The following is an 18464-nucleotide window of genomic DNA, read 5'->3' as shown; positions in this document are numbered from 1 at the left end:
CGTTTCAAGAGCAAGGTTGCTGTTTCATGTCTGAAAATATCGTCTGGCATCACCAGAAAGTCACCCGTGCTGATCGCGCTTCCATAAAGAACCAGAGCCCGTGCCTGTTGTGGTTTACCGGACTGAGTGGTTCCGGCAAGTCCACCATTGCCAATGCTCTGGATGTTGCCTTGTTTGAGCGCGGTTACCACACGTTCCTGCTGGATGGCGATAACGTGCGCCATGGCCTGAACAGGGATCTGGGGTTTTCTGATGAAGACCGTGTTGAGAACATTCGCCGTATTGGCGAGGTGAGTAAGTTGTTCACCGATTCCGGCGTGATTGTTCTCAGCGCGTTCATTTCACCCTTCACCAGTGATAGGCGCTTGGTGCGTAACCTGTTCCCGGCGGGTGAGTTCATTGAGGTGTTCATGGATACCCCGCTTCAGACGTGTGAAGAGCGGGATCCAAAGGGTCTTTATGAAAAGGCCAGGGCGGGAAAGATCAAACACTTTACGGGTATCGATTCCCCCTATGAGGCGCCTGAACGCCCGGAAGTGCGCCTGGATACGTCTCAGATGTCGGTGGATGATTGTGTAAATCGCTTGATCAGTTACCTGCTGGACCGGCAATTGATCTTTACGTCGCCACAAGCCACCGGAGCGTAAGCGCCTATGGCGTGGGAAGCCATTGTTACCCTGCTTACCTTGTTCTCGGTTCTGGCAGCATTGGTGATTACCCGGGTGTCGGCCGATCTGGTGCTGATGTCGGCCCTGGCGTTCTTGTTGATTACCGGCATCCTGGGGCCGGCGGATGCGTTGGCAGGGTTTGCAAACCCGGGCGTGATTACCATTGCAACGCTCTATGTGGTGGCCGCCGGCCTAAAAGAAACCGGGGCCGTTCAGTGGATTGCCCGTTTGCTACTCGGGCATCCGAAAACCGAAAAAGGCGCGCAGCTTCGGATGCTCGCGCCGACAGGTATCCTCAGCGGCTTCATGAACAATACGGCCGTTGTGGCGATGTTCATCCCCGCCATTCAGGACTGGGCCCAGCGCCTGGGTATTCCATCCTCACGCCTTCTCTTACCCTTGAGCTACGCCGCCATTCTGGGCGGCACCTGCACGTTGATTGGTACCAGCACCAACCTGGTGGTGGATGGCATGCTGCAGGCGCGCCTGGGTATTAATCTGGGGTTGTTTGAGTTGGCCTGGGTGGGCGTGCCGCTGTTGTTGGTGGGTGGATGCTATTTGGTGCTGGTGGCATCTCGCATATTGCCGGACCGGGGAGGCATGCGCGAGGAGCTGGAGCAGGTTCGGGAATACGGCGTAGAGGTGGAAGTGGACGCCGCTGGTCCGTTGGTGGGCAAAACCGTGGCTCAGGCTGGTTTGCGCGCACTGAATTACGGTTACCTGACGGAGATCGACCGGGGTGGCCGGCTGATTACGGCGGTGGAGCCGGATCGAATGCTGCAGCCGGGGGATAAGTTGTATTTTGTGGGCGCGCCGGAATGCGCCAGTGAGCTGCGGCGGATTCAAGGCCTGAAACCCGCCCATGCCAGTATCCAGAAGCTGGACCTGGCGAATCATCAGCGCTGCCTGGTGGAAGTGGTGCTGGGCCAGGAGTTCACGGCTTTGGGGAAGACCGTGCGGGAAAGCCGTTTCCGTACTCGCTTTAACGCCGCGATTCTCTCCATTTCCCGCGAGGGCAACCGGGTGCCGGGCAAGCTGGGCGACATCACCTTTCGGATGGGCGACACCCTGTTGCTGGAAGCGAGCCACCAGTTTGTGGAGCAGTACCGCTTCCGCCGGGACTTTTTGTTGGTCAGCGCCCTGAACGATTCCACGCCACCGGATTTTCACCGGGCGCCCCGGGCGCTGGGAATCTTGTTGTTGATGGTTGTGGCCAGTGCTACCGGGCTATTACAGATTATAGAGGCGGCCTTCCTGGCCGCGGGCGCAATGATTGTCACTGGGTGCATTACGGCCAGCCGTGCCCGCCGGAGTGTGGATTTGCCAGTACTGGTGGTGATTTCGGCCTCTTTTGCGCTAGGCAATGCCATGACGGAAACCGGTGGGGCCGAGTGGGTAGCCGCCAGCCTGCTGGGCCTGTTCGGCCCGCTCACGCCCTGGCTCGCTCTGGCGTTGGTGTATATCCTCACAGCAGCCTTTACCGAAGTCATCACCAACAACGCGGCTGCAGTGCTTATGTTTCCGATTGCGTTGGCGGTGTCTGAACAATTAGGCGTTCATTTCCTGCCGTTTGCCGTGGCCGTGATGTTCGCTGCTTCGGCGTCGTTTATTACGCCTCTGGGTTATCAGACCAATCTCATGGTTTATGGCCCCGGCCGCTACCAGTTCATGGATTACGTGCGTTTGGGCTTTCCGTTGAGCCTGCTCGTAGGCTCAACCGCTATCGGTTTGATCCCGTTTGTCTGGGGATTTTGAGCTGTTTGGGAATATACTGGCAGAAAGCGAATTGTGAATAACAAGGATGTGTTGAATGATCGATATAGAACACCACGGAGCGGTGTCAGGTGTAACCGGTTCTTGCCACGAGTTGGCCGTTGGCCGTTCCGGCATTTTGATTGATTGCGGCCTGTTCCAGGGTGCGGAAGCCGGTAACAGCGCGAGTGCGTCGAATCTCGCCATTGATTTCTCCATTAGCCATATCCGTGCGCTGGTGGTCACCCATGTGCACATCGACCATGTCGGTCGCATTCCCTATCTTCTGGCTGCCGGGTTTGACGGGCCGATTATCTGTTCGGAGCCATCGGCCATTATGTTGCCGGAGATTCTTGAGGATGCCCTGAAGATTGGCTTCACCCGGGACCGGGTCCTGATTGAGAGGGTGCTTGGGTTGATTCGATCCCGTCTTGTGCCGGTGCCCTACGAGCAATGGCATTCGGTGTTCGATGGCAAGGATGAGTCGCTTTCCGTTCGGTTGCAGAGGGCCGGGCATATTCTTGGTTCGGCTTATGTGGAGTGCGAAGCGGAGAGCGATGGCGAGTTCGAGCGTGTCGTGTTCAGTGGTGATCTTGGGGCTTCCCATGCGCCACTGTTGCCTGAGCCACAGCCGCCGGAGCGTGCTGATAGGTTGGTGATTGAAAGCACCTACGGCGATAAGGACCACGAGAGCCGGGAAGAGCGTCGTTATCGTCTCAAGGCGGTGCTGGAGCACGCCCTTGAGGACGGCGGGACGGTACTGGTGCCGGCGTTCAGCATTGGGCGTACGCAGGATCTGCTGTATGAAATTGAAAGTCTGATTCATGAGTTCGGCAGCGATGACGTCGGGCCGGACTTGCCTTGGCGGGATCTCGAGATCGTTGTGGACTCGCCTCTGGCCGCCACTTTTACCCGTATCTACCGGGACCTCAAGCCTTTCTGGGACGCTGAAGCCACCGAATTGGTCAGTCAGGGCAGGCACCCGCTCTCGTTCGAACAACTCACGCTGATCAACAGCCATGAAGACCACCTCAATGCCGTGGATTATCTGGCAACGTCACACAGCCCCTGCGTGGTGCTTGCTGGCTCTGGCATGTGTGCAGGGGGCAGGGTGGTGAACTACCTGAAGGCCATGCTGGCGGATGAACGCAACGATGTGTTGTTCGTGGGCTATCAGGCCAAGGGCACGCCGGGCAGGGATATTCTCGCCTATGGGCCTCGTGGTGGCTGGGTGGAGTTTGACGGCCAGCGTTACGATATTCGCGCCCGGGTTCATCAAGTGGGTGGTTACTCCGCCCATGCGGGGCAATCGGATTTGCTGCGGTTCGTAAGCGGAATTGAGTCGCCACCAACAGAGATCAGGATTGTGCATGGTGATGCGAAAGCCAAAGAATCGTTGAAAAGCCAATTTCATTCCGCCGGACTAACGGGGATAATGATCCCAGGTTTGGCGTAAACCAGTTATTTGTTATTAAAGGATTGTTGGAATCATGAAAAAGATCGCCGTCGTCGGCCTGGGATATGTCGGTTTGCCTTTGGCCGCCGCATTTGGGGAAAAGCGGGACGTTGTTGGTTTTGATATCAACGTAAAGCGAATAGCCGAACTAAAAGATGGCGTGGATTTTACCCGTGAGGTTTCCCGCGAAGAGCTGGCGGCTTCAAAAGGGTTGTCGTTTGCCGACACCCTGGACGGTATTCGCGATTGCCAGATCTATATTGTGACTGTGCCCACACCAATTGATGAGTTCAAATCCCCGGACTTAACACCGCTGGTGAAAGCCAGTGAGAGTGTGGGGAGCGTGCTCAAGCGTGGCGATATTGTTATTTATGAGTCCACGGTTTATCCGGGGGCAACGGAAGAAGTCTGCGTTCCCATTCTGGAAAAAGTTTCCGGCCTTGTGTTCAACCAGGACTTCCACGCCGGTTACAGTCCGGAGCGGATTAACCCTGGTGATAAAGAGCACCGGGTAACGACCATTAAAAAAGTGACTTCGGGCTCCACGCCGGCCATCGCCGATGAAGTGGACGCGCTTTATGCCGGTATTATTACCGCTGGTACTCACAAGGCCAGTTCCATTAAGGTGGCCGAGGCCGCCAAGGTGATTGAGAATACCCAGCGTGATTTGAACATTGCGTTGATGAATGAGTTATCAATGATTTTTTCCAAGCTTAAAATTGATACTCACGAAGTGATTGCTGCCGCATCGACCAAGTGGAATTTCCTCCCGTTCAAACCGGGACTGGTTGGCGGGCACTGTATTGGCGTGGACCCTTACTACCTGACTCATAAGGCCCAGGCCATTGGCTATCATCCGGAAATTATCCTGTCTGGCCGCCGCGTTAACGACAACATGGGCCCGTATGCGGCGTCTGAATTGGTGAAGGCGATGATCAAGGCCGGGCATACGGTTGCCAACGCTCGGGTGTTGATCATGGGCTTTACCTTTAAGGAGAACTGCCCCGATTTACGTAATACTCGCGTAATTGATGTGGTTAAGGAGTTGTCTGAGTTTGGCTGCAAGGTGGATGTAACGGATTGCTGGGCCGACAATGAAGAGGCTGAGCATGAATACGGAATTACATTGAACCAGAATCCGGAGAAAGCCCAGTACGATGCGTTACTTCTAGCGGTTCCGCATAGAGAGTATGTGGCGAGATCGTCCCATGATTTACGCGAATATATGAAGGACAGTGGGGTTTTGTTTGATCTGAAAGGTGTATTGCCACTGGGTGAAGCTGATTTGCGTTTATAAACGCTTCGGCTACTTAAATAAAAAACCAGCCTGCGGGCTGGTTTTTTATTGGGGTTACCTTTCCGTAAATGAATTACTTTGCCATGGTCTTTTTTATGGATTACTATTTCTCGTGACTTTCAGTCATAACCGTCATATTCAAAAATTATCCATTCGCAGGTTCCGTGCTTGGTTGTCTGAACTAATTGCGGCCTTCGAATATCGGCAAATCAATAGCAGTTAATTAAATAAGGGTTTGTATCCATGGCAAAGATTAACGATTACTACCAGAAAAAACAGCTTATGGAAAAGCTCTCTGAAGAACTGGCGAAACTGGAGCAGGACCAGGCGCTGAAAAGCGAGCTTGAGTTTGAAAACAAGGTTCGCGACCTGATGAAGAAGTATGACAAGTCGCCAAAAGACGTTCTGCAGATTCTGGGCGCCATTGATCCGTCCATTTCAGGAGCCAAGGCCGACACAGCCAGCGGCAGCCGCCCCAAACGCCCCATGAAGACCTACAAGAACCCGAACACCGGTGAAGTGGTCAAGACGCGTGGTGGGAACCACAAGGTATTGAACGAGTGGCGCCAGAAGCATGGAAAAGAAACTGTGCAGAGCTGGCTGCAGGACTGATTGAGTCGTTTTTAACGTGGTGTCGGATTACGGCTTTGCGTAATCCGACCTACGATTGCTCCCCGAATACCACCACCCGGTTTCTTCCCCCTTCCTTGGCGGCGTACAACGCTTCATCCGCCTGCTGTAACCACTGCATATGATTCTCCGGCCTATCCGTTAAGGGGGCGATGCCAATGCTGACGGTGTACTGAATCGGTGCTGCCGTGGTTTGAACCGTGCTGTTCTGTATGGCCTCCCTTATGCGCTCGCAAATCACCCTGGCGCCTTCGGCATCGGTTTCGGGCAGGATGATGCCGAACTCCTCGCCACCGTAGCGGCCGGGGCTGTCTGACTGGCGCAGGTTGTCTTTCATAACCTTGGCGGTGTACTTGATGACTTCGTCACCCGCCAGGTGGCCGTAGGTATCGTTCACCGCTTTGAAGTGGTCTATGTCAAACATAATCAGGCAGGTGTTGTGACCATAACGACGGTAGCGTTCGTATTCGGCGTCGATCAGGTTTTCCCAGGTACCACGGTTGAGCAGGCCGGTCAGGCGGTCGGTCATGCTCAGCTTGGCCAGTTGTTCGTTGGCGGTTTCCAGTGCCCGTTTGCTGGTGGCGATGTCGGTGACGTCGTAGACCATCAGGCAGATTTTCTCGACCTGGCCGTCTGGCCCGGAGAGAGGGCTGATGGTCAGATTCTGGTACATGAAGTCTTCCGTGCCGGTTATCGGGCGCGTGTTGCGAAAGCGGAACAGGTAAGGGCGCTGTTCCCAGGAGGTGAATGCCCGGGTGTTTAGCATGGCGACTGAGTCGACCTTGCGGGTCAGCCATGCTTTGGGGATGTCCGGGAACACGTCAAACAGAACCTGCTCGCGAATCTTGCTGGCGGTGATGCCGCTATGGTGTTCCATGAAGCCATTCCAGGCCTGCACGCGGAAGTCCAGGTCCAGAACCACCAAGCCGACTTCCACCGATTCCAGCATGTCCACCAGCCAGTGGAAGGTGCTTGCTCCGATCTCTTTAATGGCCATGGTTAATCCACCAGGTACTGTAGTCGTTGTTCAAGGAAGGGCACTGAATCTTCTGTCAGCAGTACCAGCATGTCGCAACTGATCTCCCGGTCTTCCAGTTCATAGCTGATTTCAATACACAGCAGCTTTTCGTGGCGAGTACTGTGGTGTTCCAGCAGGTCTCCGATCTGTCGATGCTGGCCCAGGACGGTTGGGTGACCAAGACCGAGTTTAAGATCCAGCTGGTCGCCAATGCCTTTGAGGAAGGCGCCAAACAGGATGCTGGACATGTCCATGAGCACCTCTACCTGAATGCTTTCGGTGTCCATGTCCTCGTAATGGAGCAGTTCGGCCATATCGTTGAAGCTGGCGTCGGCAAACAGAAGAAGGGCCTCCCCCGCAATGCCAGCGCCGGTGAATCCCTGGCAGACAGCGGAGTAGTTGCTGTCCGCCTGGGCGGCCGAAATCGCCATGCTGAGCTCCGAGCGGGCAATCATTTCCACCCGGGGGATGGGCTGTTTGACGAATACCCGCAGCAGTCTTGCCAGCAAGTCGGACGAACGGCCCATGGCAACGTTGGCGATTTCCTGGAGATAGTCGTTCAGGCTAATCGGTGCGCTGGTTGAAGTGGTGTTGGTGGTATCGGCCGAAGCGCTCTGCTCGTGGTCTTCAACCAGATCCTCAGGGCGCAGAAAACCGTAGTCCTGCAGCAGCTTTAAAACCAGGTCGGTGTCCGTAGGCTTTTTTATGAATTCGATGGCGCCGAGCTTGCGGACTCGAGCCCGCGCTTCCGGTTGGATGTCGCCGGAAACGACGATCGTCAACACGGGAAGATCCTCTTTCCTGATGGCGTCCAGAACCTCGTAGCCATCCATTTCCGGCATATTGAGGTCCAGAAACAGCAATTCGCCGGCACCGGCACGGAGCTTTTCCAGAGCATTGCGGCCATCAAATGCGAAGGTAACTTCAGCGTTCCAGTTTTTGGGTAAAGCGCGCGCCATTTGTTTTCGGGCGAGAGAGGAATCGTCGCAGATAAGAACGCGGGTGGTCATGGGGGCTCCGTTTATTATTTAACCCCAGTATAGCAGTGCCTGAAGTGAATTCTATGCCCTGTGAACTATCTCACTCTATTGGCTCGGCAGCCTGGGATATAGTGCTCCTGCGGTCATAATAAGAATTGATTCAGAGACACAACACTATGAGACAGGATGCTTGTTGGTATGCTGTCCCTCTCACCATCTGTCTGGGTATGTCGCCTGTTGCCCTGGCAGAGTTGGAGCCTATTTCCGAACAGGAAATGAGCCAGGTGCAAGGGCAGGCAATGATGACGGTGGATCATGTGGATGGAGTAAACCACCGGTTTACCCGCGTGACACTGGGGGTAGACGCAGAAACCCGGCTGAACGCCGACGGTGTGGTGATGGGCGGGGATGATTCCGGCGCCGATCTCGATATCAAGAATTTCGCGCTCGGCCACTACGTGCGCGACGACACCCGTGTCCAGATTGACGGCAACACCTACAACGTGGACGAGGTGGTTCCGTTTGAGGGTGTTGAACCCTATCTTGAACTGGCTGAACGGGATGGTCAGCTCTCCGGTTTCCGCTTTGGTCTGAACCAGGCTCGGGGCACACTTTCTGGCGAGATCGCCAGCTTCAGTGGCAACCTGAACCTGAAAATTAACGATGCAGACGGCAACCCGGTGGACGCCATGCTGTTCGATGATGCAGGAGTGGCCACCAATCACCGGGCAACCCAGATCGGTCTGGCGGGTGAAGACGGAACCTGCAGTCAATGTGTCCCGCTGACCAATCTGCTGTCCATGGATATTGGTGTGGACAATGGAGATGGCACGGTTGGCTTTACGGAAGACCTGTTCCTGGCGTTCCAGCGTGAGTCTGTGGACTGGCAGGACCTGGGAGGCCCTGGCGCCATTCAGGGGCCTGAAGGCGTGTTCCTGAATCTGCCCACCAGCATGACGCTGGACATGCAGACACTGCAGAATGGTGTTCAGCGGGAGCGCACGCATTACGTGGATCGCGGTACCGGGATGTTTTGATTACACTACCCTGCATTCGACCGATTCACGCAATGCAGGAGTTCTCTCGGTGATCCGTTCTTTCTACTGGCACGACTACGAAACCTTTGGTGTCGACCCCATACACGATCGCCCCTCCCAGTTTGCCGGGGTGCGCACCGATGCGGATCTGAACATCATCGAAGACCCGCTGATCATCTACTGCGCACCGGCTGACGACTACGTGCCCTCGCCGGAGGCCTGCCTGATCACCGGCATCACCCCGCAAAAGGCGCTGGAGGAAGGCTTCCCCGAGGCAGAGTTTATCGCACAGATCAACGAGGCCTTTAGTCAGCCTGGCACCTGCGCCGTGGGTTACAACAGCCTGCGTTTCGATGACGAAGTGTCCCGCCACACCCTGTACCGCAACCTTCGCGACCCCTATGCCCGGGAATGGCAAAACGGCAATTCCCGCTGGGATATCATCGACATGGTGCGCCTGACTTACGCGTTGCGGCCAGAGGGTATTCAATGGCCAAAGAAGGAAGACGGTAGCCCCAGTTTCAAGTTGGAAGAGCTCACAGTCGCTAACGGTATCGCTCACGAAGCCGCTCACGATGCCATGTCGGATGTGGAGGCCACCATCGCTGTGGCAAAGCTGATCAAGGAGAAGCAGCCCAAGCTGTTTGAGTTTGTGCTGCAAAACAAGGACAAACACTCCGCCCGCGCCATGCTGGATACTGCCAGTATGAAGCCAGTGTTCCACATTTCCGCAAAGTACCCGGCCACCCGTGGCTGCTGCGCAATGGTGGCGCCATTGGCTGATCACCCCACCAACAAAAACCTGGTGATCGTGTACGACCTGCGCGAAGACCCAAGCGAGTTGATTCACGCTACGCCTGAGCAGATCCGTGAGCGGGTATTTACTTCCCAGGCAGAGTTAGGGGAGGGCACCAGCCGTTTTCCACTCAAAGGCGTGCAACTGAACAAGTGCCCGGTACTGGCCCCCGCCACCATGCTGAAATCCCTCTCTGAGGAGCGGCTTGCCGAGCTGGAACTGGACGGCGACAAGCTGCGTGAGCACCTGGCCATTTTGCGCAAGGCGCCGGATCTGCCAGCCCGAATCGCCCAGGCCTTCGATCACCCCCATGAAGGTGACCTGACGGATCCGGACGAACAGCTTTACGCTGGCGGTTTTATCAGCAAAATCGACCGCGAGAAGCTCAACTGGCTATTGCAACAGCCGGTAGAAACCCTGGGAGAGCAGGAAGTACGGTTTGAGGATGGTCGTCTGGAAGAAATGGTGTTTCGCTATCGCGCCAGGAATTACCCCAATACGCTGATATCCGAAGAGCAGGAGAAGTGGGAAGTCTTTCGTCAGCAGCGGCTAATGCAGCCTAAGAAGGGGTGGCGGTCTCTGGAGGAGTTCTTCAAGATTTTGCAGAATCTTGCCGCTGATCCGGAGCTTACGCCGGAAAAGCGGCATGTTCTGGAAGAGCTTCACCTCTATGGTGAATCCCTGATTCCTTACGTCTAGCGCCGGCGCTGGAAGTACACGGACAGGCCTTGACCCATCAAGCTTTGCACCTCGCTTCCCAGAGCCTCAGCCTGGATCTGTTTCTGTACAGGCTTGGTGGCGAGGCTGTGGCCGTCGGTGTCCCGGGCTTTTGCCAGTTTCCAGTCCACTTCGTTGCTGAGCAGCGCCATCAGCTCTTTTAGCTGCCTGGAATCCTGCTCACTGAACCAACGGTCGCGGCATCCACCCAGGCCGTAGAAGTCGGTTTCGGCAACCAGGGATTGCCACATCGGATCCTGCCGATTGGTCAGTACCATCCGTCGGAGTTGACGCAGGGCCGTGCGTGTCGGTTTGAGGTCATGTTGAGCGATCAGGCGGCGGATCTGTTTGTCGCCATCGGTCTGTTCGTTGACGGCGGTGTGCATATGGACAACAGCACCGTTGCCGGTCGCTGAACTCACCAGGGCTGCGAGGGACACCTCGGTCATGCTTGTTGACGGCAGGCGCCCGATTTCGATCCAGTGCACCTTGTGATCATCGGCGACGAATTGCTGGGCGATGGACCAGGGCCAGAACACGATGTTGCTGATGCCCATCTCGCCCGCGAGTCGCGTTGCCTTGGCGATGTTGGCAAGGGATTCATCCACGGCGATCACTTCCACGTCTTTCAGGTAGTGCGCCAGTTCCATGGCGCGCTGGCCGGACTGGGCGCCACACACCATGATTCGGATCGTTTCCGGCAATTGCTCGGTACTCATGCCCAGCTCGGTCGCCATTATGGCTTTCAGGCTGGTTTCGGAGCGATAGGCAAGTTTCGACCAGTTGGGCCAGGCCTGGGGCACATCGGTTTTCTCCAGACAAAGCTCGGCTGATTTCTCGTCGAAATTCTGTTTGATGGCCTCTTCCGAAGCGCGGTTATAGTAGCTCGCGGCCATCATCCCCTGCATGGCAACCGGCCAGTCAACCAGGTTCCAGCCGCCAAGGTGTACAGCATACTTCTGATGGAACAGAGCGCCGTACATGGCACTGATGATCAGCGAACCGATCATGCCATCCTGTTGCTCGCCCATGGCAAGCTGGGCGCAAATGCTGTCGTTGATGGCTGAGGCCAGCCGTTCTTCGTCGTCCTCCGCGGTCAGGGCGTAACCGGTGCGATCGGCGTAGACCGCCAGGGCCAGCGCCAGCGGTTGAAGTTCGTCCCGCAGTTCAACAGTCTGTGCGACTTCCGCAATGATCGCCCGGCGCAGCAGGGTGACCAGCTCTTCCACGGCTGGGTCTGGCATCAGGGTTTTTTCCAGTGCCAGGATCAGCAGTTCGTCTTCGCTGGCGGCGTCCAGAGCCACTTGGGCATTCGGGTTCTCCAGATCGTATTGCTGGCGGATGATGGCGCCTACGAAACGGCCGATTTCCTGGTGGGGCAGGCCGTCATGTCGCAGCAGAAGGATAGCGTCACGGGCCAGTTTGGTGTCAGCCCTGTTCACATCCAGATGCTCGGCACAGGCCAGCATGCCGCTATAAATAGAGGGCCATTCCAGTCCCATCTCCAGCAGTTTTCGGTAATGCAGGTAGGCCACATCGAACTGGCCCTGCAGACGCTTGGCATGGGCGACTCCACCGAAAGCGGCGGCGGATTGCCGGTCCATTTCCAGAGCCTGGATGAAATACTGCTCCGCCAGGGCCGGGCGCTCGGACTTGATTGCCCAGTAACCCAGGTTGGTGAACTGCTGCGGTTGCGCCGGGTCCTGGCTGAGGCTGTCCGTGAACAGGGTGTGTGCCTTATCAAGTGCCCCTTCGTCCATTTCCACACGCCCCATCAAGCCCAGTGCGCCTGCGTTACCGGGTTCCTGTGCCAGAACCTCATTCAGGTAGTTACGGCATTCCTGCCGCGCCTTGAGACGCTGAACCAGCGATGTCGGGCTGTTTGACTCGGCATAAGCCAGGTTTGCCTGCAGCAGTAGCCGCGCAATGTGGGCTTTTTGTGCGTCTGTGGCATGGATGTTGTGCTGTGCTTGCATGGGGCTACCCCTTTGACTCTGTGACGAAACCCGATTAACCCTGCAGCAACTGCAGAACCTGCTGTGGCCTTGCGTTGGCCTGGGCCAATACCGACAAGCCGGCCTGCTGCAGCACCTGGGTGCGGGCGAGTTCGGCGGATTCGGCGGCAAAGTCTGCATCACGAATTCGTGAACGCGCGGCAGACAGGTTCTCAGAGGTCGTGCTCAGGTTGGCAATGGTCGACTCGAGTCGATTCTGCGCAGCGCCCAGGTCGGCACGAATGCCGCTGATGGTTTCCAATGCCGCGTCCACAACTGCGAGTGCGCTGGTGGCGCCGTCAACGGTGCTTATATCGATACCTGCCACTTCTTCTGGCGTAGAGCCGGCGGCAGTATTCTGTGCACTGTTCAGGACGCTGCCTGCGGCCAGGGTGGCGTCAGATGTCGCGGCGAAGCTAACGGACGAGTCCAGCGTCAATTCGCCGGCAACCCGTGTGGCATTAGCTCCACCACTTGTCAGTTCGATGGCGCTGGGGTCGCCGCTACCCTGTACCGCCAACTGTTGAGAGCCGGCAGCGGTAAAGTCTTCGATAGTGATGTCTTTACCCTGTTCCTGAATCAGCGTGATACTGCCGTCGTTAGCAACTTCCGCGGTAATGCCGGTCTTGCCAGACGCGGCGTTCACCTCACGTGCAATCGCTGAGAGGTCGTTTGCATCGGTGATCTGCGCGGAAATGGTCGCTGAGCTGCTCCCATTGGAAAGGGTGAGCGACACGGTTTGAGGCACGGCGATTGGCGTGGTAGCGGTGTTGCTCAGGGTCGCCGATGTTCTTGCCGTCGCGTTCACACCCGTCGTGGCACCAATGTCGTTGATGGCTGCGGCGATGTCTTCTGCCGTGTCACCTGCTGTAATGGGCACCACCTGGCTGTCCAGCGAGCTGGAAATGGTGAGATTCTGCGTGGCGATCGTGTTTTGTGCGGGTAACGTCGCATTCGCTGCCGTTGTTGAACCGGTGCCCTGGTTCAGGGTTGCGTTGGCCGCGTCGAGCGTGTTGTTGGCCAGGTCGGCGGTTCGGGCGCCTTCGATGGAAACGGCGATGCTCTGGTTTTCATTGGCGCCAGCCTGGAATTTCTGGGCCTGGAAGGTGCCGTCCAGGAGTTTCAGCCCGTTGAACTCGGTGGTGGTGGCAATGCGCTCCAGCTCGCCTTTTAGCTGGTTTACTTCGGACTGCAGGGCCTTCCTGTCAGATGCGGAGTTCGTTGCGTTGGCGGATTGTACCGCCAGTTCCCGAATGCGCTGCAGGATGTTCCCGGATTCGCCCAGCGCGCCTTCAGCAGTCTGAGCCAGAGAAATACCGTCGTTGGCGTTTCGAATGGCCTGGTTGAGGCCTTTGATCTGCGATGTGAATCGCTCAGAGATGGCAAGCCCGGCGGCGTCGTCCTTGGCGGAGTTGATGCGCAGGCCGGATGACAGCCGCTGCAGGGCAACGTTGGAGTCTTCCTGTGAAGTGTTCAGGTTTCGCTGAGCATTCAGCGACGCGATATTGGTGTTGATGATCTGAGGCATAACATTTCTCCCTGCTCAGAGATGCCGGTAACCCGGTGCCCGATCAAAATGGACGCCTTGCCGGCGGAAGTTCATTTAATTGCCGTTTTGCAGGGAGGTAAGCGAAGGTTGTGCCAGTTTCGGAGTTTTGTTTTTAAGATGTTGATTGTTAGTGGTTTTGTTGGTCAGTTTTAGTGTTTAGGGCATGAGTCCAATCGTCAACATATAACGGTGTAAGGAAGACTATTGCCGCTTTTACATTCCCTTACAAAATACCGTCAGTTTTTTCTAAAGGTACGGACGGGGGCGCCGTTAAGCGCAATAACAGGGAGGCGCTCCCAAACTGAAAATGGGCGCCATTCCTTTTCCATGAAATAACGACATATGTCGAAGGAGAAGCAATATGGCTCTCGGTATTAACACTAACGTTGCGTCACTGTCAGCTCAGAATCAGCTGAACAAATCCCAGGAGCTTTCTAACCAAGCTCTGGAGCGTCTGTCTTCCGGTCTGCGTATCAACTCCGCCAAGGACGATGCTGCTGGCCTTGCAATTTCGACCCGTTTTCAGTCCCAGATCTCTGGTCTGAACGTTGCGCAGCGTAACGCCAACGACGGTATTTCTCTGGCTCAGACTGCTGAAGGTGCTCTGGAAGAAACCACCAACATCCTGCAGCGTATCCGTGAGCTGTCTGTTCAGTCGGCCAACTCTACCAACTCTTCTTCTGACCGCTCTGCACTTCAGGGCGAAGTAAACCAGCTGAAGCAAGAGCTTGACCGTATTGCCGGTACTACCCAGTTTAACGGTCTCAACCTTCTGGATGGCAGCTTCACTGCTCAGTCATTCCAGGTTGGTGCCAACGCTAACCAGACCATCTCAGTATCCGTGACCGGTGCTCGTGGTGCCGACCTTGGTAACAACACCGTATCCGGTGAAAGTGATACCACTGTCAGCCAGGGCACAGGTTCTGTTGCGGTAGCTGCGGCTGATGTGGCAACGGTTGCCAACAACACCATTGCTACACAGAACATCACCGTTTCTGGAACTGAAGGCTCTGAGGTCATTGGTATTACCCAGGGCGATACTGCAGAAGCGATTGCGGCTGCTGTTAACGCTGAAACCGGCACGACTGGTGTAACGGCTACTGCATCGACCACGGCAACCCTCGCTGGTCTGTCTGACGATGGTACGGTTTCCTTCACGCTTGGTAGTGGTGGCGACACAGCGACCATCTCCGCAGCGGTAACTACCACTGACCTGGGTGCGCTGGCCAAAGCGATCAACGATACCTCAGGCACCACTGGTGTTACGGCTGAAGCAAACGGTGGCGAAATCACACTGACCCAGGCTGATGGTAAAGACATCCGTCTGCAGGACTTTGCCAACTCAGGTAACGCTACCGGTACCGCCACGCTGCAGGGCAGTGGTGATCCAAGTGCGGTTACTTTGACCGCTGGCAGCACTGACAGCACGATTGCTTCTGGTTCTGTTGAGTTCGCTTCATCCGGTGCGTTCTCGGTCAGTTCCTCGGTTGCCGAGACCGCTGGTAGCATTCTGAACGTTGCAGCAGACACCGTGGTTGGTTCTAACCTCCAGTCAGTGTCTTCTATCGACATCGGTACTGTTGCAGGCGCTAACAGCGCAATCGAGATTGCAGATGCGGCTCTTGAGCAGATCAGTGGTATCCGCGCCGACCTGGGTGCTGCCCAGAACCGGTTTGAATCCACAATCGCCAACCTGAGCACAACTGCCGAAAACCTGTCGGCCGCTAACAGCCGGATTCTGGATGCAGACTTCGCATCTGAAACTGCTAAGCTGTCCAAGGCGCAGGTTCTCCAGCAGGCTGGTATCTCTGTACTGGCGCAGGCGAATGCCCGCCCGCAGCAGGTTCTGTCCCTCCTGCAGTAACAGGGGCATAACGGCAAGGCCGGGGTCTTTGGGCCCCGGTTTACTGCTGTATGAGGATAGCGAGGTGAGCTATGAATGGCGTTAACCTGAATGGCCCGGATTTGAAGCTGATTCGTTCCAGCGAGCAAGCTCCGGCTCGGGCAATTTCGTCATCTCAGGCCGAAGGCAGGAATGCCTCCGCCCTGACTGCACCTTCATCACCTGGTCTTGCTGAGCGTTCGGAGTTGTTGTCCGGGGCTCAGGAACTTTCGAAAGCTGAGAGGCTCGAAAGGCGCAGTGAGGCACAGAAAGAGAAATTGGATGATGCCGTGTCTCAACTGAACGATTTCGTTCAGACGGTCCAGAGGGATTTGCAGTTTGAAGTGGATAACGAGCGGGGACAGACGATCGTCAAGGTCGTCGATCAGTCCACCCAAGAGGTTATTCGGCAAATTCCGGATGAAGTTGCGTTGAGGTTGGCAGAAAACTTGCAGCAGGATGAACCGCTGACGTTATTCAACACGAAGGTCTAGAGTTTGCCGCTCTTGGCCTGACGTTGAAAACGGTTGTTCAGCACCGCCGCACCCGAAAGGGGCCGGCGGTGTTTTGCTTACATGTGGTTACAAAATTGGTCGGTAGAAAAGGCAAAGTTTTGCCGCTTCAGGCCGATATATGGAATAGCATTGGAAATTGCCCTCCTGAGGAGGCACATACTATGGCAAATATATCATCGTTGGGTATCGGGTCTGGTGTTCTGACCTCCGAGTTGGTCGATCAGTTGGTGCAAGCGGAACGGGCACCGACGGAAAATCGTTTGGCTCAGAAAACCGAGCGCACCCAGGCGCTGATTTCTGCCTATGGCACGCTTCGCAGTGCAGTAACAGAGCTGCGCCTTCCAATGCGGCAATTGAGTGCTCCAGATAATCTCAAAGCCTTTTCTGCAACGTCGTCCAACGAAGACGTTGCTGTGTCTGTGGACAGCTCCAAGGCTAACCGCGGTACTTACAGTGTCGATGTGACAAGTCTCGCCAGCGCTCAGGCGCTCGCGTCGCGTGATGTATTCGCGGATCGCGACAAGACCAGTGTTGGCCAGGGAACAATGACGCTTTCTGTTGGTGACAACACCACCAATATTGTTATAGACAGCAGTAACGACACTTTGCAGGGCCTGGCAAACGCGATCAACGATTCTGATGCAGGGGTTTCAGCGGGCGTAATCGATACCGGTAGTGGTTTCCAGCTCGTACTATCGGCAGACGAAACCGGTACGGCAAACGCCGTTAGTATTTCCGTTTCGGGCGACAGCGCCGGAACGGATACCGATGCCCAGGGGCTTTCCCGTTTTGCGTTTAACACATCAATGGATGCGGGCGCCGGTCTCAATGAGACAATCGCCGCGTCGGACGCCGTGATGAGTATCAATGGCGTAGAGGTTACCCGTTCTACCAATAGTTTTGAGAACGTCATTGATGGTTTGACATTTGATCTGACTGCCACTGGTACGTCCACGGTTAAGGTTGAACAGGATCTCGGAGCGGTAGCAGACCGTGTCCAGGGCTTTGTCGAGAAATTTAATGGCCTGCAGGAAACCATTGATGCTCTGGCAGGATTCAATGCAGAGAGCGGTAGCGGAAGCCTTCTGACTGGCGATAGCGTTATTCGGGGTATTCAGAACCAACTCCGCCAAGTGCTGACCCGCGTTGTTCCCGGGCTTGAAGACGCAAGTGTCCGAAGTCTGGCGGATGTGGGTATTACCACAAATTTCGAGACTGGCTCTCTGGAATTTGACCGCGAAGAGTTCATGGCGCAGTTAAAGGCTAATCCGGACGATGTCACGGCCTTGTTTGCCGAACAGGGCAGGGCTACCGACAGCCAGGTAGAGTTTGTTCGCAGTGGTGTAAACACCGAACCTGGAACCTATGATATCAACGTGACCCAGGCTGCGACCCAAGGCACGCTTGCCGGGAATGCCGCAGCCACTTTTCCCGTTACTATTGATGGAACAAATGATGAGTTTTCACTGCTGGTTAATGGTGATACCTCCGTTAACCTTCAGCTTACACAGCAGACTTACAACAGTGCACAGGATCTGGTTGACGAGATTCAGGCTCAGCTTAATAGCAACAACGCGCTGAACGCGTCAGATGGGTCCGTTCAGGTGAGCCTGGGGGCTGGGGATGAGCTGGTTTTCTCTTCCTCCACCTACGGCAGCGAGTCTTCGGTCACCTTGTCGTCCGCTGAAAGCGCGGCTACGTTTGGATTGGATGCCGCCACAAGCACGGATGGCCTCGATGTTGCGGGTACCATTGACGGAAGAACAGCTGAAGGCGAAGGGCAAACACTGTTTCTGGGCGAAAACAGCGGTGCTGCGTCTGGGCTCCAGGTACAAATATTGGGCGATCAGACTGGAAGTCGAGGCTCGATACAATTTATTGAAGGTGTTGGCGAACGTACGGTTGACCTGATCACCAACTTTGTCGGTGCCGATGGTGCAATTGATACCAGAACCGAGAGCCTGAACCGCGATCTGGAGCGAATTCAGGAAAATCAGATTCGGCTGGAAGAGAGAATTACAGCCTATCGAGAGCGCCTGGTGAGTCAATTTACAGCTGCGGATTCATTGATCTCGCAACTGAACAGTACACAGGACTTTGTGAGCCAGCAGCTTGCTGCGCTGGCACCACAGAATAATCGCAATAACAATTGATGTTTATTGCACGAAAAGCG

General features: G+C 55.7%; 14 protein-coding genes. 10 read left to right on the top strand and 4 right to left on the bottom strand.

Annotation, left to right across the window (positions count from 1 at the left end; translation table 11 throughout):
• The first annotated feature begins 26 nt into the window (after nt 1-26).
• From cysC to ACTRWH_RS15335, 5 genes are all read left to right on the top strand, one after another.
• Nucleotides 27-647: an adenylyl-sulfate kinase gene (gene cysC / locus ACTRWH_RS15355; RefSeq protein WP_036210023.1), complete on the top strand. Its 621-nt coding sequence runs from the start codon at nt 27-29 to the stop codon at nt 645-647.
• Between the two features lie 6 nt (nt 648-653).
• Nucleotides 654-2423, top strand: a complete 1770-nt coding sequence (locus ACTRWH_RS15350; RefSeq protein WP_462826564.1) for an SLC13 family permease — start codon at nt 654-656, stop codon at nt 2421-2423.
• 55 nt (nt 2424-2478) lie between these two features.
• The gene (locus tag ACTRWH_RS15345; protein WP_462826563.1) at nt 2479-3876 is read left to right on the top strand and encodes an MBL fold metallo-hydrolase RNA specificity domain-containing protein; all 1398 of its coding nucleotides are present in this window, start codon (nt 2479-2481) and stop codon (nt 3874-3876) included.
• Nucleotides 3877-3910: 34 nt separating this feature from the next.
• The gene (gene tviB, locus ACTRWH_RS15340; protein ID WP_462826562.1) at nt 3911-5173 is read left to right on the top strand and encodes a Vi polysaccharide biosynthesis UDP-N-acetylglucosamine C-6 dehydrogenase TviB; all 1263 of its coding nucleotides are present in this window, start codon (nt 3911-3913) and stop codon (nt 5171-5173) included.
• 243 nt (nt 5174-5416) lie between these two features.
• A complete protein-coding gene (locus ACTRWH_RS15335; RefSeq protein ID WP_462826561.1) occupies nt 5417-5785 on the top strand; it encodes a histone-like nucleoid-structuring protein, MvaT/MvaU family in 369 nt (122 codons plus the stop codon).
• Between the two features lie 49 nt (nt 5786-5834).
• Here ACTRWH_RS15335 and ACTRWH_RS15330 read toward each other — a convergent pair whose 3' ends face one another.
• Both ACTRWH_RS15330 and ACTRWH_RS15325 read right to left on the bottom strand, forming a co-directional pair.
• Entirely contained in the window at nt 5835-6800 is a 966-nt protein-coding gene (locus tag ACTRWH_RS15330) for a sensor domain-containing diguanylate cyclase (protein ID WP_075196461.1), read from the bottom strand.
• Nucleotides 6801-6802: 2 nt separating this feature from the next.
• Nucleotides 6803-7831: a response regulator gene (locus ACTRWH_RS15325; RefSeq protein WP_036210039.1), complete on the bottom strand. Its 1029-nt coding sequence runs from the start codon at nt 7829-7831 to the stop codon at nt 6803-6805.
• Between the two features lie 146 nt (nt 7832-7977).
• On the opposite strand from ACTRWH_RS15325, the gene ACTRWH_RS15320 reads away from it, so the two are divergent.
• Both ACTRWH_RS15320 and sbcB read left to right on the top strand, forming a co-directional pair.
• Nucleotides 7978-8838: a hypothetical protein gene (locus ACTRWH_RS15320; protein WP_036210042.1), complete on the top strand. Its 861-nt coding sequence runs from the start codon at nt 7978-7980 to the stop codon at nt 8836-8838.
• A 49-nt stretch (nt 8839-8887) separates the two neighbouring features.
• On the top strand, nt 8888-10333 hold the full coding sequence (gene sbcB, locus ACTRWH_RS15315) for an exodeoxyribonuclease I (protein ID WP_462826560.1): 1446 nt from the start codon (nt 8888-8890) through the stop codon (nt 10331-10333).
• Here the strand turns inward: sbcB and ACTRWH_RS15310 are convergent.
• Together ACTRWH_RS15310 and ACTRWH_RS15305 are read right to left on the bottom strand one after the other, a co-directional pair.
• Nucleotides 10330-12327, bottom strand: a complete 1998-nt coding sequence (locus ACTRWH_RS15310; RefSeq protein ID WP_462826559.1) for a tetratricopeptide repeat protein — start codon at nt 12325-12327, stop codon at nt 10330-10332. The two genes, sbcB and ACTRWH_RS15310, sit on opposite strands and share 4 nt — an antisense overlap.
• Nucleotides 12328-12361: 34 nt before the next feature.
• Nucleotides 12362-13873, bottom strand: coding sequence for a flagellin N-terminal helical domain-containing protein (locus tag ACTRWH_RS15305; protein ID WP_085679970.1), 1512 nt, complete (start codon nt 13871-13873; stop codon nt 12362-12364).
• A 382-nt stretch (nt 13874-14255) separates the two neighbouring features.
• Here ACTRWH_RS15305 and ACTRWH_RS15300 point away from each other — a divergent pair, with 382 nt between their 5' ends.
• The 3 genes from ACTRWH_RS15300 to fliD all read left to right on the top strand — a co-directional run bounded on the left by ACTRWH_RS15300 (nt 14256) and on the right by fliD (nt 18444).
• Nucleotides 14256-15758, top strand: coding sequence for a flagellin N-terminal helical domain-containing protein (locus ACTRWH_RS15300; RefSeq protein ID WP_007154099.1), 1503 nt, complete (start codon nt 14256-14258; stop codon nt 15756-15758).
• A 71-nt stretch (nt 15759-15829) separates the two neighbouring features.
• Nucleotides 15830-16270, top strand: a complete 441-nt coding sequence (locus ACTRWH_RS15295; RefSeq protein WP_041332462.1) for a flagellar protein FlaG — start codon at nt 15830-15832, stop codon at nt 16268-16270.
• A gap of 182 nt (nt 16271-16452) precedes the next feature.
• On the top strand, nt 16453-18444 hold the full coding sequence (fliD, locus tag ACTRWH_RS15290; RefSeq protein ID WP_085679976.1) for a flagellar filament capping protein FliD: 1992 nt from the start codon (nt 16453-16455) through the stop codon (nt 18442-18444).
• The last annotated feature ends 20 nt before the right edge of the window (nt 18445-18464 follow it).

The sequence above is a fragment of the Marinobacter sp. G5_S1_61_S3 genome (assembly GCF_054968585.1).
This window is presented reverse-complemented; position numbering and strand designations above follow the sequence as displayed.

Excerpts from the sequence above, each read along its gene's own strand:
- fliD (WP_085679976.1), top strand. The coding sequence starts at position 16,453 with ATGGCAAATATATCATCGTTGGGTATCGGGTCTGGTGTTCTGACCTCC.
- ACTRWH_RS15345 (WP_462826563.1), top strand. The coding sequence starts at position 2,479 with ATGATCGATATAGAACACCACGGAGCGGTGTCAGGTGTAACCGGTTCT.
- ACTRWH_RS15325 (WP_036210039.1), bottom strand. The coding sequence starts at position 7,831 with ATGACCACCCGCGTTCTTATCTGCGACGATTCCTCTCTCGCCCGAAAA.
- ACTRWH_RS15305 (WP_085679970.1), bottom strand. The coding sequence starts at position 13,873 with ATGCCTCAGATCATCAACACCAATATCGCGTCGCTGAATGCTCAGCGA.
- cysC (WP_036210023.1), top strand. The coding sequence starts at position 27 with ATGTCTGAAAATATCGTCTGGCATCACCAGAAAGTCACCCGTGCTGAT.
- ACTRWH_RS15350 (WP_462826564.1), top strand. The coding sequence starts at position 654 with ATGGCGTGGGAAGCCATTGTTACCCTGCTTACCTTGTTCTCGGTTCTG.
- ACTRWH_RS15300 (WP_007154099.1), top strand. The coding sequence starts at position 14,256 with ATGGCTCTCGGTATTAACACTAACGTTGCGTCACTGTCAGCTCAGAAT.
- ACTRWH_RS15295 (WP_041332462.1), top strand. The coding sequence starts at position 15,830 with ATGAATGGCGTTAACCTGAATGGCCCGGATTTGAAGCTGATTCGTTCC.
- ACTRWH_RS15330 (WP_075196461.1), bottom strand. The coding sequence starts at position 6,800 with ATGGCCATTAAAGAGATCGGAGCAAGCACCTTCCACTGGCTGGTGGAC.
- tviB (WP_462826562.1), top strand. The coding sequence starts at position 3,911 with ATGAAAAAGATCGCCGTCGTCGGCCTGGGATATGTCGGTTTGCCTTTG.
- ACTRWH_RS15310 (WP_462826559.1), bottom strand. The coding sequence starts at position 12,327 with ATGCAAGCACAGCACAACATCCATGCCACAGACGCACAAAAAGCCCAC.
- ACTRWH_RS15320 (WP_036210042.1), top strand. The coding sequence starts at position 7,978 with ATGAGACAGGATGCTTGTTGGTATGCTGTCCCTCTCACCATCTGTCTG.
- ACTRWH_RS15335 (WP_462826561.1), top strand. The coding sequence starts at position 5,417 with ATGGCAAAGATTAACGATTACTACCAGAAAAAACAGCTTATGGAAAAG.